This window comes from Candidatus Accumulibacter sp. ACC005 (assembly GCF_907163215.1).
Classification (GTDB): domain Bacteria; phylum Pseudomonadota; class Gammaproteobacteria; order Burkholderiales; family Rhodocyclaceae; genus Accumulibacter; species Accumulibacter regalis.
In genome coordinates this window covers 93,147-114,338 of the sequence record NZ_CAJQUB010000014.1, presented here as the reverse complement: position 1 = coordinate 114,338, position 21,192 = coordinate 93,147, and the positions used below count along the sequence as shown (strand labels likewise).

Here is a 21,192-nt window from a genome sequence, read left to right as displayed (position 1 = left end):
TTTTCAGCAGCTATTCTGCAGTCCTTGTCCGCAGCTTTCGGGAAGATCATGACCACCATCCTGCGCAACCTCACCGCCGACGACAGCGCTGCTGTCGAACACGTTCGCCAGTTTTTCCGCAACTATGCCGCCTGGCTGGGCGTCGATCTGTCATTCCAGGGTTTCGAGGAGGAAATGGCGTCGCTGCCGGGCGCCTATGCAGCCCCATCGGGTCGCCTGTTCTACGCCGAGCGCGACGGCCGGCCGGCGGGCTGCGTCGGCATCCGGCCGCTGTCCGCGGGTCTCTGCGAGATGAAGCGCCTGTACGTCGAGCCCGGGCAGCGCGGTGGCGGTGTCGGTCTCGAGCTGGCGCTGGCGGCGATCAAGGCGGCCAAGGAAATCGGTTACAAGCGGCTGTTGCTCGACACCCTGCCGGCGATGCGCGTCGCCGTCCGGCTGTATCGTGAATTGGGTTTTCACGAAGCGCCCGCGTACTACCAGACGCCGATAGAGGGGACCATGTTTCTCGCCCTCGATCTGCAGAACTGGACCGAGGAGGAAGTGGCCAACGAAAACCTCTTTCACCTCTTCGACTTCAACCGCGCCTGGTCGAATCGCATGCAGGAAAGCGACGCCGAGTATTTCATGCGCCTGTCGCGGCTGCAGACGCCAGAGTATCTGTGGATCGGCTGTTCCGATTCGCGGGTGCCGGCGAACGAGATCGTCGGCCTGCTGCCGGGCGAGATCTTCGTGCATCGCAACGTCGCCAACGTCGTCGTGCATACCGATCTCAACTGCCTGTCGGTGATCCAGTTCGCGGTCGATGCGCTCAAGGTGCGGCACGTCATGGTCGTCGGCCATTACGGTTGCGGGGGGGTGAAGGCGGCGCTCAATCGCGACCGCGTCGGCCTCGTCGACATCTGGTTGCGGCACGTGCGCGACGTGCACGACAAGCACCTGGCGCGCGTCGACAGCCTGCCGCCCGAGCAGCGACACGACCGCCTGTGCGAGCTCAACGTCCTCGAGCAGGTGGCCAACGTCTGCCAGACCTTCGTCGTCCAGGATGCCTGGCAGCGTGGCCAGCCGCTGACCGTGCACGGCTGGATCTACGGCCTCAAGGATGGGCTGATGCGCGACCTCGGGTTTACCGTGCACCGCCAGGAAGACCTGCTGCCCACCTACCTGACGGCGCTCGAAGCCTTGCAGGGCTGACGTGGCGGCTCACTTGTCAGTTCCCCTGGAGCGGTTTTCCGCGTCGCCGGCGACCTATTTCAAGCTGATTGCCACGGCGGCGCTGTGGGGGGCGACTTGGGTCGCCGCGCGCATCGCGGTCAGCGAAGCGGCGCCGCTGGCCGTGGCCAGCTGGCGCTTCCTGCTCGCGGCGCTGGTTCTCGGTGCCCTGCTGGTCGTTCGCGAAGGTTGGCCGCGGTGGTCGCTCGGCGAGTGGCTGACGCTCACCGCGCTCGGCGCCACCGGCATCTTCCTTTACAACGTCTGCTTTCTCTACGGCATGACGATGATTCAGGCCGGCCGTGGTGCGCTGGTCGTGGCGCTGACGCCGGCGCTGATCGCCGCCAGCGACTGGTTGCTGTTCGGTGCGCCGATGTCGCCGACCAAGGCGCTCGGCATCGGCCTGGCTGCCTTCGGTTGTCTGCTGGTGGTCACCAATGGCCATCCCTACCTGCTGCTTGCCGGCGAGGTGGGGCTCGGTGAATGGCTGATCATCGGCTGCGCCGTGATGTGGACGATCTACACTTTCCTCGGGCGGCGCGGTACCCGCTCGCTGTCGCCGCTGGCGATGACTTTCGGCGCCAGTGTCACCGGCTGGTTGATGCTGACCGGCGCGGCGCTGCTGCAGGGTTCGCTGTTTTCGCTGGCCGAAACGACCTGGCGTGGCTGGAGCGCAATCGTTTTCCTCGGTCTTTTCGGCACCGCGCTGGCTTTCACCTGGTACGCCGAGGCCGTCCAGCGCATCGGCGCCACGCGTTCGGCGGCGTTCATCAATCTGGTGCCGGTCAGCGCCGTCATCCTTGGTGCCGTGTTGCTCGGAGAGCGGCTCGGGCTGGCCGTGCTGAGCGGCGGCGCCCTGGTGATTGCCGGCGTCTACATCACCAATCGCGCCGGAGTGAAACTTGCGTCCGGTGCCAACCTCAAGGAGAAAGCTGCATGATTCTGACTCAGGAACAGGAAATGATTCGTGACTCGCTGCGTGAATTCGCGCGCGAGCGTCTGGCCCCCTTCGCCGGCGAATGGGACCGCAATCACACGTTTCCGGCTGAGGCCTTGCGCGAACTCGGCGAACTTGGCGCGCTCGGGATGGTGGTCCCCGAGGAGTGGGGCGGTGCCGGCATGGACTACATGTCGCTGGTGCTGGTGATCGAGGAAATCGCTGCCGGTGATGGCGCCACCTCGACCATCGTCAGCGTCCAGAACTCGCTGGCCTGCGGGATCACCATGAAGTACGGCACCGACGAGCAGAAGGAAACCTGGCTCAAACCGCTGGCCAGCGGCGAGAAACTCGGTTGCTTCTGCCTGACCGAACCGCACACCGGGTCCGACGCGGCAGCGATCACTACCCGTGCCGACCGCGACGGCGACCATTTCGTCCTCAATGGCGTCAAGCAGTTCATCACCACCGGCAAATACGGCCAGGTGGCGATCGTCTTCGCAGTGACCGACAAGGCTGCGGGCAAGAAAGGCATCTCGTGTTTCCTGGTGCCCACCGACACCCCCGGCTATATCGTTGCGCGCATCGAGGAAAAGATGGGGCAGCGTGCTTCGGATACTGCCCAGATCCTGTTCGAAGACTGCCGCGTTCCGGCGTCCTGCCTGCTCGGCAGGGAAGGCGACGGCTACCGCATTGCCCTGTCGAACCTCGAAGCCGGCCGTATCGGCATCGCCGCGCAGTCGGTCGGCATGGCGCGCGCCGCCTTCGAATGCGCGGTGCAGTACGCCAAGGACCGCGCAACCTTCGGCAAGCCGATCATCGAGCACCAGGCAGTGAGCTTTCGCCTTGCCGACATGGCCACCCAGATCGACGCCGCGCGGCTGATGGTCTGGCGCGCTGCAACTTTCAAGGATGCCGGAAAGCCCTGCCTCAAGGAAGCGTCAATGGCCAAGATGTTCGCCTCCGAAATGGCCGAGAAGGTCTGTTCGGACGCCATCCAGATTCTCGGCGGTTATGGCTACGTCAGCGATTTCCCGGTCGAGCGGATCTACCGCGACGTCCGCGTCTGCCAGATTTACGAAGGCGCCAACGACATCCAGCGGCTGGTCATCGGCCGCGCCGTTGCCGACGCCTGACATGAGCCGCCACGCGCTGCGGCCGCAGGCGGACGCCGCCTGGCTCAAGGTCCGCTCGCCACACCGCTGGCCGGCGGTTTCCTTTGGATCGGGATAGGTACCCATGCCGGAACCCATCGATTTCTACTTCGACTTCTCGTCGCCGTATGGCTACCTGGCCTCCGAGAAGATCGACGAACTCGCCAGGAGCCACGGGCGCCAGGTCAGGTGGCGGCCGATTCTGCTCGGCGTGGTGTTCAAGCACACCGGCGCTGCGCCCTTGACGCTGGTGCCGCTCAAGGGCGAGTACTCGGTGCACGACTTCTCTCGTTCGGCGCGCTTCCTCTCTGTGCCTTACCGCCATCCGACGAAGTTTCCGCTCGCCACGCAGCACGCGGCGCGCGCCTATTACTGGCTGGACGATCGGGACTGCGCAACGGCGCGGGTCTTCGCGCACTCGCTTTTCCGCGCGCTCTACGCCGAGGGGCGCGACATCTCCGACCTGGACGTGGTCATCGAACTGGCGGCGCGGCACGGTGCCGATCGCGACCTGCTGTCTGTCGCGCTCAACGGCCCCGAACTCAAGCAGCGGCTGAAAGGCGAATGCGACGCGGCGCTCGCCAGGGGCGTCTTTGGTTCGCCGTACATGATCGTCGACGGCGAGCCATTCTTTGGCGTTGACCGACTGCCGCAAATGGATCGCTGGCTGACCTCTGGAGGTTTCTGATGCCCGTACTGCAAACCCAGCTCAACGCGCGGAGTGCCGAATTCAAGGCCAACGGCGAGGCCATGCGTGCGGTCGTTGCCGATCTGCGCGCCACCGTCGCGCGCATCGCCCTCGGGGGGCCTGAAAGCGCGCGCCAGAAACATCTGGCGCGCGGCAAGCTGCTCCCACGCGAGCGCGTGAACGCCCTTGTCGACCCCGGCTCGCCCTTTGTCGAACTCTCGCAGCTGGCCGCCTACGGCATGTATGGTGGCAGCGCGGAGAATCCGTTCGAGGTGCCGGCGGCGTCGCTGATCACCGGTATCGGGCGGGTGAACGGCGTCGAGTGCATGATCGTCGCCAACGACGCGACGGTTAAAGGGGGTACCTACTACCCGCTGACCGTCAAGAAACACCTGCGCGCGCAGGAGATCGCCGGCGAGAACCGCTTGCCGTGCATCTACCTGGTCGACTCGGGCGGCGCTTTCCTGCCCATGCAGGAGGACGTCTTTCCGGACAAGGAGCATTTCGGCCGTATCTTCTACAACCAGGCCAATCTTTCGGCGGCAGGCATCCCGCAGATCGCAGCGGTGATGGGCTCATGCACCGCGGGCGGGGCCTATGTGCCGGCGATGTCCGACGAATCGATCATCGTCAAGGATCAGGGAACGATCTTTCTCGGCGGGCCGCCGCTGGTCAAGGCGGCAACCGGCGAAGTGGTGAGCGCCGAGGATCTGGGTGGCGCCGACGTGCATACGCGCGTCTCGGGTGTCGCCGACCACTACGCCGAAAACGACGCGCACGCGCTGGTGATTGCTCGTCGCATCGTCGGCAATCTCAACTGGCGCAAGCACCCGCCGCTTGCTCTGAGCGAGCCGCGGGCACCGCTGTACGCGGCCGACGAGTTGTACGGAGTGATCCCCAGCGATAGCAAGAAGCCTTTCGACGTGCGCGAGATCATCGCGCGCATCGTCGATGGCTCGGACTTCGACGAGTTCAAGGCGCGTTACGGAACGACCATCGTCTGCGGCTTTGCGCGCGTCTGGGGCTATCCGGTCGGAATTGTCGCCAACAATGGCATCCTGTTTTCGGAATCGTCGCTGAAAGCCGCCCATTTCGTCGAACTCTGCGCGCAGCGCGGCATTCCGCTGCTTTTCCTGCAGAACATTACCGGCTTCATGGTCGGTCGCAAGTACGAGAACGGCGGCATTGCTCGCGACGGTGCGAAGATGGTCACCGCCGTCGCCTGTGCCAGGGTACCGAAATTCACGGTGGTCATCGGCGGTTCTTTCGGTGCCGGCAATTACGGCATGTGCGGGCGTGCCTACTCGCCGCGTTTCATGTGGATGTGGCCGAATGCGCGCATTTCGGTGATGGGCGGCGAGCAGGCGGCGGCCGTTCTGGCAACGGTCAGACGCGACGGCATAGAAGCCGCCGGCAAGTCGTGGAGCGCTGCGGACGAAGAGGCGTTCAAGGCGCCGATCCGCGCCCAGTACGAGGTCCAGGGCCATCCCTACTACGCCAGCGCCCGCCTCTGGGACGATGGCGTGATCGACCCCGCCGACACCCGGCGGGTTCTCGGGCTCGGCCTCTCGGCAGCGATGAACGCCGCAGCCGAAGCGACGAAGTTCGGCATTTTCCGGATGTGAGCGAGGTTTTGATGAGCGACTACCAAGCAATAGTGACCGAGGTCGACGCCGGTGTCGGCATCCTGACGCTGAACAAGGCCCGGCGCCACAACGCTTTCGACGCGCAACTGATCGCCGAGATCACGGCCGGTTTGCGAGAACTCGACGCCGACGCCGATGTCCGTGTCGTCGTCCTCTCGTCTACCGGCAAGAGCTTCTGCGCCGGCGCCGACCTAACCTGGATGCGCGCCGCTGCCGGCTACTCGGAGGAGGAAAACCTGCGCGACGCGAATCGCCTGGCCGAGCTCCTGTCGACGCTCAACGAACTCTCGAAGCCGACGATTGCACGCGTCCAGGGACCTGCCTACGGCGGTGGCGTCGGCCTGATCGCCGCCTGCGATATCGCCGTGGGTACCTACGACGCCGTCTTCTCGCTCAGCGAAGTGAAACTGGGGATCATTCCGGCGCTGATCAGTCCCTACGTCCTGGCGGCCATCGGCGAGCGCTACAGTCGGCGCTACATGCTGACCGCCGAGCGCTTCTCGGCTGCAGAAGCTTACCGGATCGGCTTGCTGCACGAGATCGTTCCTGGCGAGGAACAACTCGACGAGGCGATTGGCGAAATCGTCGACAGCCTGCTGGCCAACGGCCCGAGCGCGCAGGCCGAGTGCAAGGCGCTGCTCCGCGTCGTCGTCGGGCAGCCGATCGACGAGCAGACGATCGCCGAAACGGCACAACGCATTACCCGCGTGCGCAGCAGTCCGGAAGGCCAGGAAGGTCTGGCCGCTTTCCTCGAAAAGCGGCGGCCGAACTGGCTGCTGGAGTGATGCGCGGAGTGGCCAGCCGGAGAACGACGCACCGCCATCAAAATGCATTGCCCTGCGGCTTGCCGCTGTTGAACCATTGACTCGACATTCACGGCGCACTGGCGGCGTGGAGGCGAAAGGTGCTCCGATGTTTACAAAGATTCTGATAGCCAATCGCGGCGAGATCGCCTGCCGCGTGATCAAGACCGCGCGGCGCATGGGCGTGCGTACGGTGGCCGTCTATTCGGAGGCCGACGCCAACGCCCGCCACGTGCGCCTGGCTGACGAGGCCGTGTGCATCGGTCCCGCTGCCGCCCGCGAGTCGTACCTGGTCGGCGAGCGAATTCTTGCTGGCGCCCGCCGAACCGGTGCGCAGGCGATCCATCCCGGCTACGGCTTTCTGTCCGAGAACGACGTCTTTGCCGACGCCTGCGCTGCCGCGGGGATCGTCTTCATCGGGCCGCCAGCAGCAGCGATCCGCGCCATGGGTTCGAAGTCGGCGGCCAAGGCGATCATGAGCGCTGCCGGCGTCCCGGTGACGCCCGGCTACCACGGCGACGACCAGGAGGCGGAGCTGCTGCGGGGAAAAGCCGACGCGATCGGCTATCCGGTGCTGATCAAGGCAGCGGCCGGGGGCGGCGGCAAGGGAATGCGCCTGGTCGAGCGTGGCGAGGATTTTGCCGCCGCGCTGGCGTCGTGCCAGCGCGAGGCGCTCTCGTCGTTCGGCGACGACAAGGTGCTGATCGAGAAGTATCTTAGCCGTTCGCGGCATATCGAATTCCAGATCTTCGCCGATACGCGCGGCAACTGCGTTCATCTTTTCGAACGTGACTGCTCGGTGCAGCGCCGTCATCAGAAAGTTCTCGAGGAAGCACCGGCTCCGGGAATGACGAGCGCACGGCGCACGGCGATGGGCAAGGCGGCCGTCGACGCCGCGCGCGCGGTCGGTTACGTCGGCGCGGGCACGGTGGAGTTCATCGCCAGCGACACTTTCGTGGCTGATGGAAGCTTCTATTTCATGGAAATGAACACCCGCCTGCAGGTCGAGCACCCGGTCACCGAAATGATCTCCGGGCAGGATCTCGTCGAGTGGCAGCTGCGCGTGGCCAGCGGCGAAGCCCTGCCGCTACGCCAGGAGCAACTGGAAATCCGTGGGCACGCGCTCGAGGCGCGGATCTATGCCGAGAACCCCGAGCAGGATTTCCTGCCGTCGACCGGGCGGCTGGTACATCTCTCGCCGCCGGCCGAAAGCCTCAACGTGCGCGTTGACACGGGCATCGAACAGGGCGACGAAATCACGCCGTTCTACGACCCGATGATCGCCAAACTCGTCGTTTGGGACGTGGACCGTGACGCGGCCCTGGCGCGCATGTGGCAGGCGCTGGCCGACTACCGCATCGTCGGCGTCAGCACCAACGTCGCGTTCCTGTCACGCCTGGTGGTCTGTCCGGCTTTTGCCGACGCCGATCTCGATACCGGCCTCATCGAGCGCAGCCGCGAGTTCCTGTTTCCGGCCCACAGCGAACCGCCGCGCAATGTCTTTTTCGTCGCCGCGGTCGCCGGTTTGCTGCGCGAGCAGGCGGCGGCGCTCAGCAGGGCCAGCCATTCGGGCGACCCCTGGTCGCCGTGGAGTTCGCACGACGGCTGGCGCCTGAACATTCAGTCGCGACGCACGCTCACCTATCGCAGTGGCGAAGCAGTGTTCGAAGTGGCGGTTGACTACGAGGTCGATGGCTGGCGCCTGACGCTGGCTGGCGAGTCGGTGCTTGCCCGCGGTCGGGTTCTCGAGAGCGGACGCTTTGCCGGCCAGCTCGCCGTCGAACTCGACGATCGTCGCCTGGTGGCCAGCGTCGTCGCTGTCAATGAGAAGCAGGAGCAGAAGCGGTATGTCTTCCTGCATGGCAGCAACTACCTGATCCTGCGCGACGATCCGCTGCACCTGGTCGAGGCCGGCGGTACGCACGGCGGGGGCCTGACGGCGCCGATGCCGGGCAAGGTTGTCGCCTTGCTGGCAGCGGTCGGCCAGCAGGTGGAAAAAGGTGCGCCGCTGCTGATTCTCGAAGCGATGAAGATGGAACATACGATCACCGCGCCGAAGAATGGCATCGTCAAGGCCTTCTGCTACGCTGCCGGCGATCAGGTTGCCGATGGTGCCGAACTGGTCGACTTTGCCGCGGAGAAATGAAATGGCGTTGCCGAAACACGTCAAACTGGTCGAAGTCGGTCCCCGCGATGGCTTGCAGAACGAGGCGCAGATCGTTCCGGCGGCGATCAAGATCGAATTGATCGAACGTCTCGCCGACGCCGGGCTGTCGACCATCGAGGCGACCTCGTTCGTGTCGCCGAAGTGGGTGCCGCAAATGGCCGACAGCGCCGAAGTCCTGCGCGCGGTGTTGTCCAGTCCGCGCCGCCGGCCGCAGGTCGCGTATCCGGTACTGACGCCCAATCTCAAGGGCTTCGACGCGGCCATCGAGGCTGGTGCGCAGGAGGTGGCAATTTTTGGCGCCGCTTCGGAAGCGTTCTCGGAGAAGAACATCAACTGCAGTATCGCCGAGAGCCTGAAGCGCTTCGCCGCCGTCGTCGACGCCGCCAGCGCCCTCGAGATCCGCGTACGGGGCTATGTGTCCTGTGTCGTCGCCTGCCCTTACGAAGGACCGGTTGATCCGCGACGTGCCGCCTGGGTCGCGCGGCAGCTTTTCGAGATGGGTTGCTACGAGGTCTCGCTCGGCGATACCATCGGCGCCGGAACGCCGGCGTCGATCACCAAGATGCTCGAAGCGTGTGCGACGGTGGTGCCGATCAAGCGCCTGGCGGGCCATTATCACGACACCTACGGGATGGCGATTGCCAACATCTACGCTTCGCTGCAGATGGGCATGGCGGTTTTCGACAGCTCGATCGCCGGTCTCGGTGGCTGCCCCTATGCCACCGGGGCGAGTGGCAACGTAGCGACGGAAGACGTCGTTTATCTGCTCCAGGGGCTGGCCGTCGAAAGCGGTGTCGACATGGGCAAGTTGCTCGCTGCCGGCCAGTTCATAGCCAGTCACCTGGGCCGCGAACCGGCGTCGAAGGCGGCGCGCGCGCTGCGCGCGCGCCAGCGCGCGGGCTCAAGGCTGGGGCAAGGCTTTTGATGTGGAGGAAATGGCCGTGAGTCGAGGGCAAGCACAAAGTGTCGCTTCGCCGTGCATCAACGTCTGCAAGATGGACGACGACGGCGGCTTCTGTCTCGGCTGCTTCCGGACGATCGACGAGATTGCCGTCTGGAGCCGCGCCCCGGACGAGCAGCGCCTGAGAATCCTGGTCGCTGTAGAGCGTCGCCGCGTTCAGCACGACCCCGCCGGCTGTGCGTCGGGAGGGGAGTTTCGTGGCGACTGTGAGCGCTGACCGGCGGCGAGACGAGCGAGGAGTAAGCAAATGAAACACCGACCGGTTCGCTGCGAATTCATTGCTCATGGCCCCTGCTCATGAGCGAGACTGAAGACGACTATCTCTGTGTCGGCGTCTGCATGTTCGACCCGGATTCGGGTTACTGCCTTGGCTGCGGGCGCCCGCCCGAGCCGGTGTCAGACGCCGCGCAGGGGATCGTCGTCGAAGAGGTGCAGCCGCTGCGGGTCGTCGATGAGGGACTGAACGGCGATTCCCCCGACAAGTCCTGATGTTGCCCGACAACCTCCTGGTCCTCGAACGCGGCTGGCTGTCGTCGAACAACATCGTTTTCCTCGAAGGCGAGCGGGCGGCACTGATCGATAGCGGTTACGTCACGCAGGCCAGCCAGACGCTTGCCTTGCTCGAACACGCGCTGGCTGGTCGTCGCCTGACGCGCTTGCTGAACACCCATTCGCATTCTGACCATATCGGAGGCAACGCCGCGCTGGTCGAGGCTTTTGGCTGCCAGGTCGTCGTTCCGCACGGAATCGACGCGACGATCGCCGAGTGGGACGAAGAGGCGCTGCTGCTTTCACCGCTTGGTCAGTCCGCCGCCCGCTTTCGCCACGATGCGACGCTTGCCGCTGGCGATGAAATCGAGCTCGGCGGTCTCAACTGGCGGGCGATCGCGGTTCCCGGTCACGACATGGACGCCCTCGCCTATCACAACCCCGAACGGCGTATCCTGATTTCCGGTGATGCGCTGTGGCGCAATGGCTTCGGGGTCATCTTTTCGGAACTTCTTGGCCATCCGGAAGGTGCCGGTGGCCTCAAGGCGGCGCGTGAAACGCTCGATGTGCTTGCTCGCCTGCCGGTCGAAGTGGTGATCCCCGGTCATGGCGCGCCTTTCGTCGACGTCGAAGATGCTTTCGAGCGGGCGTATCGGCGGCTGGCTGCGTTCGAACACGACGTCGATCTGCTCGTCTGGCACGCGCTGAAGGTGATTCTTGCTTTTGCCTTGCTGGAAAGACGGCAGCTGCCGCGCGCCGATCTGCCCGTTTTTCTTGCGCGCCTGAGTTTTTGCCAGAGCCTCAACGCGCGCTACCTGAACCTCAGCAACGAGGTGCTGGCGCACCGCCTGGCTCGCGACCTGATCCGCGTGGGCACGCTACGCGACGAGCAGGGAGTGCTGGTCGCCATGTAGCTGCGCTATCGCGCTGCTGCACCCGCTCAGTCCTGGGGACAGAATCTTCCCAGGCAAGCGGCATCGAGGTGGCGCAGGTCCGGGTCGTCCTGCCAGCCGTGACGGTCGACGCTGGAGAATGCGTATTCCTCACTTTCTTCGCTGCTTTGTTCCAGGAAAGCCTCGAGCGTGCGTTTCAGGTGACTCGGTGTCGGCAGCATGATGCCGTAGAAGAGGACCAGGTTGCGACGCTTGATGAGTAGCGTTGGGAAGTTTTCCACGTCGATGTCGCCCAGGTTGTCGGCGTGTTCCTCGATATCCAGCCAGTGAAATCCGGCCTCCGGGAACTGGCGGGCGAGCGCCGCGAAGCCTTCCCGGTACTCGCGGCAAACGCCGCACCATTCGGCGCACAGGCAAACGATCACGAACTCGGCAAGCGCGGGGTTTCGTTGCCCATGCTTTTCCGGGTGATCGGTGCGAGGCGCGCTCTCCATGACGCCGGCGTTCGCTGAACGCGTGCTCAAGCGCTGCCCTGGCTGTTGGCCAAGCGCTGGATGTGGGCGATCAGCTGCTCCTCGGGGTAGGGTTTGCCGAGCAGTACGTCTACGCCCGCGGCGTCGGCTTCACCACGCAACTGCTCACTGTCCGAAGTGACCATGATGATCGGCAGGCGCGCGGTGGCGGCATTGGCACGCAGCTGTCGTGCCAGCTGCAAGCCGCTCATGCCGGGCATATCCACGTCGGTAATCAGTACGTCCGGCAATGCGGCCTCGATTTGCTGGGCCGCGTCCAGTCCGTCTTCGGCCATGACCACCTGGTAGCGCTGGGTGCCGAGCAGGCGGCCGGTCTTGACGCGCACCACCTTGGAATCGTCAGCGATCATCACCACCGTTTCTTCTGGCGTCTTGGCTTTTGCTGGCGCCACAGGCGGGGCGCTGGCGGCCGCCAGGCGCTGCGCTTCCTCGGCTGCTTTCCGTTCAGTGTCGCGGCGAGCGCTCTCTTCGGCTGCCTGGCGCTCGGTTTCGCGAGCAATGGCTTCGGCAACGGCCAGACGCTCTTCTTCTTCCGCACGCAGCGCTTCCTCAACGGCCTTGCGGTCCGCTTCGACTTGCGCAGCTTCCTCGGCGGCCTGGCGTTCGGCGGCGGCGCGCTTGGCTTCCTCGGCGGCCTGGCGTTCGGCGGCGGCGCGCTTGGCGTCCTCGGCGGCCTGGCGCTCGGCGGCGGCGCGCTTGGCGTCCTCGGCGGCCTGGCGTTCGGCGGCGGCGCGCTTGGCGTCCTCGGCGGCCTGGCGTTCGGCGGCGGCGCGCTTGGCGTCCTCGGCGGCCTGGCGTTCGGCGGCGGCGCGCTTGGCTTCCTCGGCGGCCTGGCGTTCGGCGGCGGCGCGCTTGGCTTCCTCGGCGGCCTGGCGTTCGGCGGCGGCGCGCTTGGCGTCCTCGGCGGCCTGGCGCTCGGCGGCGGCGCGCTTGGCGTCCTCGGCGGCCTGGCGCTCGGCGGCGGCGCGCTTGGCGTCCTCGGCGGCCTGGCGCTCGGCGGCGGCGCGCTTGGCGTCCTCGGCGGCGGCGCGGGCAGCCTCTTCAGTGGCTTCACGCGCTTTCTGAGCGTCTGCTGAACGACGGCTCTTGTACGCGCGCAACGCGAAAAACGACACGATCACTACCGCGGCGACCAACAGCAAGCTCTCATTGATGGACATTGAACTGATCCTTCGCCTTCTTGGCATTCACCCTCGTCGGAATGTGCCGACGCACACCCAGCCTCGATTCAATTGATCAGCCGATGGCGTTGTGCCCTCTCTGGCGACCATGATAAAACGAATAATTGACTGATTGGGTGATCGCTTGGCCGCGCGCGTGCAGTCAGGGTGCCCGGCGAATGGCGTTGATCGTTGCCCTGGCCCACTTGGCCGCCTTGGCCACGAAGCGATCGCGGGCCAACGATTGCCGGGCGACGAGTGGCAGCGAAAGCGCCAGGCGCTTTATCTCCGCATGGCGGTGGAACCCGGAAACTGAGAGAATGCCGGGTTCGGGAACGATGCGGCTTGACCAGTCAAGGCGTGGCTTGTCGCCAGTGGGCGCGGGCTCAATTGCGCGCATGCCCGCCGCGGAGGATGTAGAGAATGTCACCACAGAGCACTTCGACCGACGTTTCACCGATCGAAGAAGTCATCGTCGAAATGCGTGCCGGAAGGATGGTCGTTCTGGTTGACGAGGAAGACCGTGAGAACGAGGGCGATCTGATTCTCGCCGCCGAACATGTTACTCCGGAGGCGATCAACTTCATGGCCCGCTTTGGGCGCGGGTTGATCTGCCTGACGCTGACCGAGGCACGTTGTCGGCAGCTGGGCCTGACGCAGATGGCGCGTGACAACAAGAGCCCCTACAGCACGGCCTTCACGGTTTCGATCGAAGCCGCCGAAGGGGTGACCACGGGCATCTCGGCGCAGGACCGCGCGCTGACCATCAAGGCGGCGGTGGCACGCAACGCGGGACCTGCCGACATCGTCCAGCCCGGACATGTCTTTCCGATCATGGCGCGCGCGGGGGGTGTCCTGGTGCGTGCTGGCCATACCGAAGCCGGCTGTGATCTGGCGCTGCTCGCCGGGCTCGAGCCGGCGGCGGTGATTTGCGAAATCCTCAACGAGGATGGCAGCATGGCCCGTCTGCACGACCTGGTCGACTTCGCTCGCCAGCATGGCCTCAAGATCGGCACCATCGCCGATCTGATTCATTACCGCAGCCAGCACGAGACGCTGGTCGAGCGTACGCTGTCGAAGCCCGTGCAGTCCGCGCACGGCGACTTCATGCTGCACGCGTATACGGATTGCACCTCGAACGAGGTGCATCTGGTGCTCACCAAGGGCGAGATCTGCCCCGATCAGGAAACGGTGGTGCGCGTGCACGAGCCGCTGTCGGTGGTCGATTTCCTCGATCCGGGCGGGGATCGGCATACTTTTTCGCTCGACGTGGCACAGGCGGCGCTGGCGCGGGCAAGGGCGGGTGTCATCGTCTTGCTGCATCGGCCGGAGAGCGGTCAGGACATTCTCGCCATGCTCCGTGAGCCTGTGGCCAGCAAACGTCCGGCCGCCCGTTGGGACCCGCGCATCTACGGTATCGGGGCGCAGATTCTGCGCGATCTCGGGGTGGGAAAAATGAAACTGCTTGCCAGTCCACGGCGCATGCCGAGCATGACCGGCTTCGATCTCGAAGTGACCGGCCACATCGCAAACCTGACCGACCTTGAGAGGCTCTGATGAGCACCCAGACAACGCGTGACAAGACCGTTCCCGTGCGTGGCGGCGAGAATATCCACGAATACGATGCTTCACTTGATGGCGATGGGCTGGCGATCGGTATCGTCATGAGTCGCTTCAGCCAGGACATTGGGGAAGGCCTGCTCAGCGCCAGCCTCAGCGAGCTGCAGCGCCTCGGCGTCGACGAAGCGCGCATTACGCTGGCGACCGTCCCGGGTGCTCTGGAGATACCGCTGGCGCTGCAGGCGATGGCCCAAAGCGGGCGTTTCGATGCGCTGATCGCGCTTGGCGCGGTCATTCGTGGCGAAACCTATCACTTCGAAATCGTCGCCAACGACTCGTGCCGGGGCTTGATGGAGGTGCAGCTCGATAGCGGCGTGCCCATCGCCAATGGAATCCTGACCTGCGAAGACGACGATCAGGCGCTCGCCAGAATGCAGCAGAAGGGTGCCGACTGCGCACAGGTGGCAGTCGAGATGGCCAATCTGCTGGCTGTGCTCGGGGAGCGTTCGTGATGGCCGGGCCGTCGCCGAGCAGGACGAACGGAAAGGCCACTGCCGCCCGATCGCCGCGTCGCCGGGCTCGCGAATTTGCGCTGCAGGGGCTCTACCAGTGGCAGCTGAGCGGCAACGACGAAGCGGCAATCGAGGCGCACCTGGGCGATGTCGAAGGCTTCGACAAGGCCGACCGCGAGTTCTTCGTCAAGCTGTTGCGCGGGGTGCTCGTTCAGCGCCTGGCGCTGCAGGAGCAGCTACAAGACTATCTCGACCGTCCCTTTGGCGAGTTGTCGCCGATCGAGGCCAGCGTCCTGCTGGCCGGCGCCTTCGAGTTGAGCAACTATCCGCAGACCCCGTACCGGGTGATCATCAACGAGTCGATCGAGCTGGCCAAGGCCTACGGCGGCACCGACGGCCACAAGTATGTCAACGGCGTCCTCGACAAGCTGGCTGCCCGCTTGCGTCCGGCCGAGGTCGAAGCCAAGCGCGCGGCGCGCGCCAAGACACGCTGATCAGCGTCGCCGGGCAAGTCCGGCAAGTCCGGCAAGTCGTGCAGGTGCAAGGAAATGGGGATGCCCAGCGAGTTTGAACTGATCCGGAGGTACTTTTCCAGGCCGACGCCGCAAGCGGTCCTCGGCCCCGGTGACGATTGCGCGCTGCTGGCGCCGTCCGCAGGCTGCGAACTGGCGATAACCACAGACATGCTGGTTGAAGGAAGCCATTTCCTGCCCGGCACGGACCCCAGGCAACTCGGCTGGAAAGCGCTGGCGGTCAACCTTTCCGACCTCGCTGCGATGGGCGCCAAGCCGCGTTGGGCCCTGCTTGCCGGAAGCCTGCCCGAGGCGCGTGCCGAGTGGCTGGCGGCGTTTTCGGAAGGCGTCTTTGCCTGCGCCAGTCGCTATGGCGTCGACCTGGTCGGCGGCGACACGACGCGCGGTCCGCTCAACCTGTGTTTCACGGTGCTGGGTGAACTTCCCGTCGGCGAGGCGCTGCGTCGCGATCGGGCTTTGCCGGGTGACGATCTCTGGGTTTCCGGCTGGCCTGGCCTGGCGGCGATGGGGCTGGCCTGTCTGCAGGGGCGCGTACAGCTCAAGGAAGCGCTTGCCAAACGCTGTCTGGCCGCACTGCAACAGCCCCTGCCGCGCGTCGAACTGGGACTCGAATTGCGCTCGCGTCGTCTGGCGCACGCGGCCATCGACGTTTCGGATGGCTTGCTCGCCGACCTCCGCCACATCCTGGATCGATCGGCGGTCGCCGCCGAAGTCGGCGCGGCACAGCTTCCGTCAAGGCCCGCAGGAGTCGACCCGGCGTTCGCGCGCCAGTGTCAGCTGGCAGGGGGCGACGACTATGAACTGGTGTTCTCGGCCCTGCCGGAAAGGCGACTCGAACTGGCCGCACTCGCTGCCGAGCTCGATCTGCCGCTCTGGCGCTTTGGCCGGATAGTCGACGCGGCGAACACCCGCCTGACGCTGCTCGACGACGACGGGCAGGCAATGGCCATCGACGGCAAAGGATTCGACCACTTTGGCTAGCCCCGCTTCTCCTGGCGTGCAATTTCTCATGGCGCATCCCGCGCACCTGGTCGCCTGTGGCTTTGGCAGTGGCTTGTCGCCGCGGGCGCCGGGGACTGTCGGCACGCTCTTCGGCTGGCTTTCGTTCGCGCTGTTGCGTCCGTACATGAGCGACTTCGAGCTGCTCGGTTTCATTGTCGTCTGCTTCGTCGGCGGCGTGCTGGCAGTGCACAAGACGGGGATCGACCTGGGGGTCGTCGATCACGGCAGCATTGTCTGGGACGAGATCGTTCCCTTCTGGCTGGTGTTGCTGTTCTGTCCCCAGCACTGGTTGTGGCAGACCACCGCTTTCTGTCTGTTCCGCTTTTTCGACATCAGCAAACCGCAGCCGGCGCGCTACTTCGACGAACAGGTAAAGAATGGCTTCGGAGTAATGACTGACGACCTGGTCGCTGCCGGCTATACCGTGCTGGTGCTGGCGATCCTGCGCTTCGTGCTGGCATGAAGGTTTGCGATCAGCGCTCGCTCGAAGCCCTCGCTGCTGCAGTCGGCGAGTTGTTGCTGGCCAACGGGGAGTGCCTGGCGACCGCCGAATCGTGCACCGGTGGCTGGGTGGGACAGTGCGCGACGGCGATTGCCGGCAGCTCGCGCTGGTTCGAGCGCGGTTTCGTCACCTATTCGAACGAGGCCAAGATAGAAATGCTCGGTGTCGACGCCGAACTGCTTGTCGCACAGGGGGCGGTGAGCGAGGCGACTGCTGCGGCCATGGCGCTGGGCGCGCTGCGCTGCAGTCGTGCCGATTGGGCGCTGGCGATCACTGGCGTCGCCGGTCCGGGTGGCGGCTCTCCGAGCCGGCCAGTGGGGACCGTCTGCTTTGCCTGGGCAGGACCGCAAGGGCGACTCGATACGGAAAGGCGCTGCTTTGCCGGAGAGCGGGCAGCGGTACGCGCACAATCGGTGGCGCATGCCCTCCAGGGTGTGTTGCAGCGGGCCGCGCGGCAACCGGGCTGAGGTTGGTCGGGAGCGTATCGCGAGACGAGCCCTAGCGCCTTGGTAAAACAACGAATTCGGGCAGATATTCGCGGCAGGAACGGGCGCCTTGGAATAGAATGAGTAACCAGAATCTGCCCTGTCTTCCTTCCCGAACATGCGCGCGATAATCACGATTCCTGCGGCTTTATGGGGTATTTCTTCGCTGCTGTCGATTGTCGCCCTGGCAGTGGGGGACCGCGGCGGTCTCCGTTCCGGCCAGGCGACCGCTCCGGCCGCACTTGCTTCGCCGACGGCGTTTCTGGCCAACGCGGCTTTTGTCGGCAAGGGTTACGCGGCCATCCCGGATCGACATTCCGCCTCGCGCGGCGAGAATCCGCGCCTCCGGAAAGTGTCGCTTGAACTTGGCCCGGCAGATCGTCTGCTCATCTTCGCCGACGCGGACGCTGATTACCGCTCAGCAGGAGCCGAACAACCTCCCTTGCGTTTGAGTTCGCGTCTGTCGACTTCCTTGCTCGGCCAGGCGAGCGACGGTCAGCGCTCAATGTTGCGTACGGAATACAGGCTACTGTCGGCGCTTTACGCGCAGGCCGAGCAGCAGTTGGCCGTTGCCGAGCAACTGAGTCACCTGGAGGCGGTGCTTGCCGATCTGCAGAGGGGAACCGGGACGCCTTCTCCACCAGCGTCGCCAAACCTTTCGCCGCGGGCTACGCCAGCAGCAGCTCCCCGGTCGCTGACACCGCACCTGGGCGCAGCGGCAGGGTTGGAAAAGGGCGGTTGGTGGCTCGAACTGGCGGCCCTGCTCGGCTTGATTGGCGGCTTGAGCTGGCTGTTTGGCCGTCGTGCGGGCTGGCGCGCCGAGCCGCAGCTGATCCCCGCCGTCGCCGACCTGCCGCTCGACACCAGCGACGATTCCGGTTGGGAACTCCAGGCGGGCAGCAGTCCGGATGCTCCACTCGCCGAGAGCGACAGCGACAGCGGCGTGCTTGCCGATGTCGGTCCGGTTACCGACAGCGTGTCGGTTAAGCCCGCCCCGCCGTGCCCGCAGGGTGACGACGCGGAGCTTGCTGCGGCCCTCGAACTTGCCGAGATCATGGCTTCCTTCGGACGGACGCGAGGCGCGGAACAGGCACTGGAGGAGTTCGTCAGTGCCCATCCGCGCGTGGCGCTGACCCCGTGGCTGAAACTTATCGAACTCTATCGCGAGAATGGGCAGCGTCAGGCTTTCGAAGCGCTGGGCCTGCGACTGCGACGCCATTTCAACGTTGCTGCGCCAGAATGGGAGTTGGTCGGCGAAGCTCCCGGGCCCATGGCTCCCGTTGGTGCTGAGCAAGTGGCCTCCATCGACCAACTCCTGCCGCGCTTGCCAACGTTAGGGCGGGAGGTACGCATCACAAGGGAGATTTCGCGGACCTGGGGCTCGCCAGAATGCCTGGCTTACCTGAACAGGCTCCTGCGCGACAACCGTGATGGCGCGCGAAAGGGCTTTGCTTCGGGTGCGGTGCGCGAGCTCTTGTTGCTGATAGAACTCCTGGAAAATCGCCTCGTTCGCGCCGTCTGAACAGCCGAATACCCAACCACCCGCTTCGCCTTGCCGTCCGCAAAGGCTGACTGCTCCCCATTCACTGTATATAATGACAGTCCGTGTTGCTGCGGAGCTTGGCATCTTCGCTGCCTTCGAACATGGGATAATTCCGCTCACTCAAGCAAGGGGACTGGCAATGGACGACAACAAGGCAAAGGCGCTGGCTGCGGCGCTGGCCCAGATCGAAAAGCAGTTTGGCAAGGGCTCGATCATGAAAATGGGCGAGGGCAGCGTGGTGACCGATGTCCCGGTCGTCTCCACCGGCTCGCTGGGGCTGGACATCGCTCTCGGAATCGGAGGTCTTCCGCGTGGCCGAGTGGTCGAGATCTATGGTCCGGAATCCTCGGGCAAGACGACCTTGACGCTGCAGGTCATCGCCGAAATGCAGAAACTCGGTGGTACGGCCGCTTTCATCGACGCCGAGCACGCGCTCGACCCGGGCTATGCGCAGAAGCTTGGTGTGAACCTTGACGAACTGCTGATCTCTCAGCCCGATACTGGCGAACAGGCGCTGGAAATTGCCGATATGCTGGTGCGTTCCGCCAGCGTCGATGTGGTCGTCATCGACTCGGTGGCCGCGCTGGTACCGAAGGCCGAGATCGAAGGCGAGATGGGCGATTCCCTGCCCGGCCTGCAAGCACGTCTGATGAGTCAGGCGCTGCGCAAGCTGACCGCCAACATCAACCGTACCAATACCCTGGTGATCTTCATCAACCAGATTCGCATGAAAATCGGCGTCATGTTCGGCAGTCCGGAGACGACCACCGGTGGCAATGCACTCAAATTCTACGCCTCGGTACGTCTCGACATTCGCCGTATCGGCAGCATCAAGAAGGGCGACGAGGTCATCGGTAACGAGACGCGCGTCAAGGTTGTCAAGAACAAGGTCGCGCCACCCTTCCGGGAAGCCATCTTCGATATCCTCTATGGCGAGGGAATCTCGCGTGAAGGCGAAATCATCGAACTTGGGGTGCTGCACAAGCTGGTCGAGAAATCAGGCTCCTGGTATGCCTACAACGGCGAGAAAATAGGCCAGGGCAAGGACAATGCACGCGAGTATCTGAAGGGCAAGCCGCAGATCGCCGAGGAGATAGAAGGAAAAATTCGCGCTGCCGTGAACGTCCCCTCGCCGCCGGTGAAGACGGCCGCCGCGGCCGCCTAGTGCACCGCGGTGGGCGACGTTTTGCGTGAGCGGGCTCTGCGCATGCTCGGGCGGCGCGATTACGCGCGCCGTGAGCTTGCCCAGAAGCTGGCGCCGCATGCGCAATCAACGGAGACCTTGCAGGCCTTGCTCGATGACCTCACTGCAAGCGGCCTGCTGTCCGACGAACGTTATGCGCTGGCGCGGGTAAACGCCCGTGCTGGGCGCGTAGGTGATGCGCAGCTGGTTTTCGAGTTGCGCTCGAAAGGCGTTGCCGCCGATCTGGTGAGTGCTGCGCTGGCGACGGGTGAAGACGAGCTGGCCCGGGCGTGTCGCGTCTGGCAGCGGAGGTTTGCCCGTCAGTCAGGGGCAGCCGCCGACGATGCCGTGGCGCGCAGCCGCCAGATGCGCTTTCTGGCTGGCCGAGGATTTTCCGCTGAAACCATCCGACGCGTACTGCGCGGCGACTTTGAAAACGATTGAGAAATGTCCGATACGCAGAGCACACTTTCCACCCAAAGCCTAAAGAAGCGCTACAAGTCGCGTACCGTGGTGCATGATGTCTCGTTCGAAGTGGTCAGCGGGGAAGTCGTTGGTCTGCTCGGCCCGAACGGCGCCGGCAAAACGACCTGTTTCTACATGGTCGTCGGCCTGGTTGCCTGCGATGGCGGTGACGTTAGTCTCGATGGGCAGAAGCTCACGCACTTGCCGATGCACAAGCGTGCCCGACTGGGCCTCTCCTATCTGCCACAGGAAGCCTCGGTTTTTCGCAAGCTCACCGTCAGTGAAAACATCATGGCGGTCCTCGAGCTACAGAAGCTGTCGGCCGCCGAAGTCGAGGCGCGTACCGTGGAGTTGCTCGAAGAGCTGCATATCAGCCACCTTCGTCTGAGCCCGGCAACTTCACTCTCGGGTGGCGAGCGTCGGCGCGTCGAGATCGCGCGCGCCCTGGCCACCGCGCCACGTTTCATTCTCCTTGATGAGCCCTTTGCCGGTGTCGACCCGATCGCCGTGCTTGATATCCAGAACATCATCCGTTTCCTCAAGGGGCGCGGCATCGGTGTGCTGATCACCGACCACAACGTGCGCGAAACCCTGGGCATTTGTGATCACGCCTACATCATCAACGAAGGGAGCGTCCTGGCTGCTGGTCGGCCTGAGGAAATCATTTATAATGAAAACGTCCGGAAGGTGTATCTGGGTGAGAATTTCCGCCTCTGAGCACGCCGGTTTTTCAGCCACAATTCGAGAACCATATGGGCAGTTTCCCC

At 64.7% G+C, this 21,192-nt stretch carries 24 protein-coding genes; 21 read left to right on the top strand and 3 right to left on the bottom strand.

Annotation, left to right across the window (positions count from 1 at the left end; all coding sequences use genetic code 11):
* Positions 1-48 precede the first annotated feature (48 nt).
* From can to QZ613_RS17085, 11 genes are all read left to right on the top strand, one after another.
* On the top strand, positions 49-1,191 hold the full coding sequence (gene can, locus QZ613_RS17135) for a carbonate dehydratase (protein ID WP_043570407.1): 1,143 nt from the start codon (positions 49-51) through the stop codon (positions 1,189-1,191).
* 13 nt (positions 1,192-1,204) lie between these two features.
* Positions 1,205-2,149 (top strand): DMT family transporter, encoded by a 945-nt coding sequence (locus QZ613_RS17130; protein ID WP_291864001.1) that lies wholly within the window; start codon positions 1,205-1,207, stop codon positions 2,147-2,149.
* A complete protein-coding gene (locus QZ613_RS17125) occupies positions 2,146-3,282 on the top strand; it encodes an acyl-CoA dehydrogenase (RefSeq protein ID WP_043570409.1) in 1,137 nt (378 codons plus the stop codon). Before QZ613_RS17130 ends, QZ613_RS17125 begins: the two co-directional genes overlap by 4 nt.
* Positions 3,283-3,385: 103 nt before the next feature.
* Positions 3,386-3,988: a 2-hydroxychromene-2-carboxylate isomerase gene (locus QZ613_RS17120; protein WP_043570411.1), complete on the top strand. Its 603-nt coding sequence runs from the start codon at positions 3,386-3,388 to the stop codon at positions 3,986-3,988.
* The gene (locus QZ613_RS17115; protein WP_043570414.1) at positions 3,988-5,613 is read left to right on the top strand and encodes a carboxyl transferase domain-containing protein; all 1,626 of its coding nucleotides are present in this window, start codon (positions 3,988-3,990) and stop codon (positions 5,611-5,613) included. The genes QZ613_RS17120 and QZ613_RS17115 overlap by 1 nt, the downstream gene beginning before the upstream one ends.
* A gap of 11 nt (positions 5,614-5,624) precedes the next feature.
* Complete coding sequence (locus tag QZ613_RS17110; protein WP_043570441.1) at positions 5,625-6,419, top strand: enoyl-CoA hydratase/isomerase family protein; 795 nt, start codon at positions 5,625-5,627, stop codon at positions 6,417-6,419.
* 127 nt (positions 6,420-6,546) lie between these two features.
* Positions 6,547-8,583, top strand: coding sequence for an acetyl/propionyl/methylcrotonyl-CoA carboxylase subunit alpha (locus QZ613_RS17105; RefSeq protein WP_043570417.1), 2,037 nt, complete (start codon positions 6,547-6,549; stop codon positions 8,581-8,583).
* Between the two features lies 1 nt (position 8,584).
* Positions 8,585-9,529 (top strand): hydroxymethylglutaryl-CoA lyase, encoded by a 945-nt coding sequence (locus tag QZ613_RS17100; RefSeq protein ID WP_043570421.1) that lies wholly within the window; start codon positions 8,585-8,587, stop codon positions 9,527-9,529.
* Between the two features lie 16 nt (positions 9,530-9,545).
* Positions 9,546-9,782, top strand: coding sequence for a DUF1289 domain-containing protein (locus tag QZ613_RS17095; protein WP_291864007.1), 237 nt, complete (start codon positions 9,546-9,548; stop codon positions 9,780-9,782).
* Positions 9,783-9,862: 80 nt separating this feature from the next.
* A complete protein-coding gene (locus tag QZ613_RS17090) occupies positions 9,863-10,054 on the top strand; it encodes a DUF1289 domain-containing protein (RefSeq protein ID WP_043570425.1) in 192 nt (63 codons plus the stop codon).
* On the top strand, positions 10,054-10,968 hold the full coding sequence (locus tag QZ613_RS17085) for an MBL fold metallo-hydrolase (RefSeq protein WP_043570429.1): 915 nt from the start codon (positions 10,054-10,056) through the stop codon (positions 10,966-10,968). Before QZ613_RS17090 ends, QZ613_RS17085 begins: the two co-directional genes overlap by 1 nt.
* Before the next feature lie 26 nt (positions 10,969-10,994).
* Here QZ613_RS17085 and QZ613_RS17080 read toward each other — a convergent pair whose 3' ends face one another.
* From QZ613_RS17080 to QZ613_RS17070, 3 genes are all read right to left on the bottom strand, one after another.
* Complete coding sequence (locus QZ613_RS17080; RefSeq protein ID WP_291864011.1) at positions 10,995-11,471, bottom strand: thioredoxin family protein; 477 nt, start codon at positions 11,469-11,471, stop codon at positions 10,995-10,997.
* Positions 11,468-12,640 carry a response regulator gene (locus tag QZ613_RS17075; RefSeq protein ID WP_291983317.1) on the bottom strand — a complete coding sequence of 391 codons (1,173 nt, stop codon included), beginning with the start codon at positions 12,638-12,640 and terminating at the stop codon, positions 11,468-11,470. The genes QZ613_RS17080 and QZ613_RS17075 overlap by 4 nt, the downstream gene beginning before the upstream one ends.
* Positions 12,641-12,803: 163 nt before the next feature.
* A complete protein-coding gene (locus tag QZ613_RS17070) occupies positions 12,804-13,040 on the bottom strand; it encodes a hypothetical protein (RefSeq protein WP_043569814.1) in 237 nt (78 codons plus the stop codon).
* 23 nt (positions 13,041-13,063) lie between these two features.
* Here QZ613_RS17070 and ribBA point away from each other — a divergent pair, with 23 nt between their 5' ends.
* From ribBA to lptB, 10 genes are all read left to right on the top strand, one after another.
* On the top strand, positions 13,064-14,197 hold the full coding sequence (ribBA, locus tag QZ613_RS17065) for a bifunctional 3,4-dihydroxy-2-butanone-4-phosphate synthase/GTP cyclohydrolase II (protein WP_043569816.1): 1,134 nt from the start codon (positions 13,064-13,066) through the stop codon (positions 14,195-14,197).
* A gap of 35 nt (positions 14,198-14,232) precedes the next feature.
* Positions 14,233-14,712 (top strand): 6,7-dimethyl-8-ribityllumazine synthase, encoded by a 480-nt coding sequence (gene ribH, locus QZ613_RS17060; RefSeq protein WP_291902047.1) that lies wholly within the window; start codon positions 14,233-14,235, stop codon positions 14,710-14,712.
* Positions 14,712-15,206 (top strand): transcription antitermination factor NusB, encoded by a 495-nt coding sequence (gene nusB, locus QZ613_RS17055; RefSeq protein ID WP_043569820.1) that lies wholly within the window; start codon positions 14,712-14,714, stop codon positions 15,204-15,206. The genes ribH and nusB overlap by 1 nt, the downstream gene beginning before the upstream one ends.
* Positions 15,207-15,266: 60 nt before the next feature.
* On the top strand, positions 15,267-16,226 hold the full coding sequence (gene thiL, locus QZ613_RS17050) for a thiamine-phosphate kinase (RefSeq protein WP_043569822.1): 960 nt from the start codon (positions 15,267-15,269) through the stop codon (positions 16,224-16,226).
* A 28-nt stretch (positions 16,227-16,254) separates the two neighbouring features.
* On the top strand, positions 16,255-16,710 hold the full coding sequence (locus QZ613_RS17045; RefSeq protein WP_043569825.1) for a phosphatidylglycerophosphatase A: 456 nt from the start codon (positions 16,255-16,257) through the stop codon (positions 16,708-16,710).
* Positions 16,707-17,216, top strand: coding sequence for a nicotinamide-nucleotide amidohydrolase family protein (locus QZ613_RS17040; protein ID WP_043569827.1), 510 nt, complete (start codon positions 16,707-16,709; stop codon positions 17,214-17,216). The genes QZ613_RS17045 and QZ613_RS17040 overlap by 4 nt, the downstream gene beginning before the upstream one ends.
* A 136-nt stretch (positions 17,217-17,352) precedes the next feature.
* Entirely contained in the window at positions 17,353-18,756 is a 1,404-nt protein-coding gene (locus QZ613_RS17035; RefSeq protein ID WP_043569830.1) for a hypothetical protein, read from the top strand.
* A gap of 160 nt (positions 18,757-18,916) precedes the next feature.
* Positions 18,917-19,942 (top strand): recombinase RecA, encoded by a 1,026-nt coding sequence (recA, locus tag QZ613_RS17030; RefSeq protein WP_043569832.1) that lies wholly within the window; start codon positions 18,917-18,919, stop codon positions 19,940-19,942.
* Between the two features lie 21 nt (positions 19,943-19,963).
* Positions 19,964-20,404, top strand: coding sequence for a regulatory protein RecX (locus QZ613_RS17025; protein ID WP_291864019.1), 441 nt, complete (start codon positions 19,964-19,966; stop codon positions 20,402-20,404).
* Between the two features lie 3 nt (positions 20,405-20,407).
* On the top strand, positions 20,408-21,142 hold the full coding sequence (gene lptB, locus QZ613_RS17020) for an LPS export ABC transporter ATP-binding protein (protein WP_043569835.1): 735 nt from the start codon (positions 20,408-20,410) through the stop codon (positions 21,140-21,142).
* Positions 21,143-21,192: the final 50 nt, after the last annotated feature.

Coding starts and splice junctions, on each gene's coding strand:
- QZ613_RS17100 (WP_043570421.1), top strand. CDS start 8,585: ATGGCGTTGCCGAAACACGTCAAACTGGTCGAAGTCGGTCCCCGCGAT.
- nusB (WP_043569820.1), top strand. CDS start 14,712: ATGGCCGGGCCGTCGCCGAGCAGGACGAACGGAAAGGCCACTGCCGCC.
- QZ613_RS17070 (WP_043569814.1), bottom strand. CDS start 13,040: ATGCGCGCAATTGAGCCCGCGCCCACTGGCGACAAGCCACGCCTTGAC.
- ribBA (WP_043569816.1), top strand. CDS start 13,064: ATGTCACCACAGAGCACTTCGACCGACGTTTCACCGATCGAAGAAGTC.
- QZ613_RS17075 (WP_291983317.1), bottom strand. CDS start 12,640: ATGTCCATCAATGAGAGCTTGCTGTTGGTCGCCGCGGTAGTGATCGTG.
- QZ613_RS17035 (WP_043569830.1), top strand. CDS start 17,353: ATGCGCGCGATAATCACGATTCCTGCGGCTTTATGGGGTATTTCTTCG.
- QZ613_RS17125 (WP_043570409.1), top strand. CDS start 2,146: ATGATTCTGACTCAGGAACAGGAAATGATTCGTGACTCGCTGCGTGAA.
- QZ613_RS17105 (WP_043570417.1), top strand. CDS start 6,547: ATGTTTACAAAGATTCTGATAGCCAATCGCGGCGAGATCGCCTGCCGC.
- QZ613_RS17120 (WP_043570411.1), top strand. CDS start 3,386: ATGCCGGAACCCATCGATTTCTACTTCGACTTCTCGTCGCCGTATGGC.
- QZ613_RS17040 (WP_043569827.1), top strand. CDS start 16,707: ATGAAGGTTTGCGATCAGCGCTCGCTCGAAGCCCTCGCTGCTGCAGTC.
- QZ613_RS17045 (WP_043569825.1), top strand. CDS start 16,255: ATGGCGCATCCCGCGCACCTGGTCGCCTGTGGCTTTGGCAGTGGCTTG.
- lptB (WP_043569835.1), top strand. CDS start 20,408: ATGTCCGATACGCAGAGCACACTTTCCACCCAAAGCCTAAAGAAGCGC.
- QZ613_RS17110 (WP_043570441.1), top strand. CDS start 5,625: ATGAGCGACTACCAAGCAATAGTGACCGAGGTCGACGCCGGTGTCGGC.
- QZ613_RS17115 (WP_043570414.1), top strand. CDS start 3,988: ATGCCCGTACTGCAAACCCAGCTCAACGCGCGGAGTGCCGAATTCAAG.
- recA (WP_043569832.1), top strand. CDS start 18,917: ATGGACGACAACAAGGCAAAGGCGCTGGCTGCGGCGCTGGCCCAGATC.
- QZ613_RS17090 (WP_043570425.1), top strand. CDS start 9,863: ATGAGCGAGACTGAAGACGACTATCTCTGTGTCGGCGTCTGCATGTTC.
- QZ613_RS17085 (WP_043570429.1), top strand. CDS start 10,054: ATGTTGCCCGACAACCTCCTGGTCCTCGAACGCGGCTGGCTGTCGTCG.
- can (WP_043570407.1), top strand. CDS start 49: ATGACCACCATCCTGCGCAACCTCACCGCCGACGACAGCGCTGCTGTC.
- thiL (WP_043569822.1), top strand. CDS start 15,267: ATGCCCAGCGAGTTTGAACTGATCCGGAGGTACTTTTCCAGGCCGACG.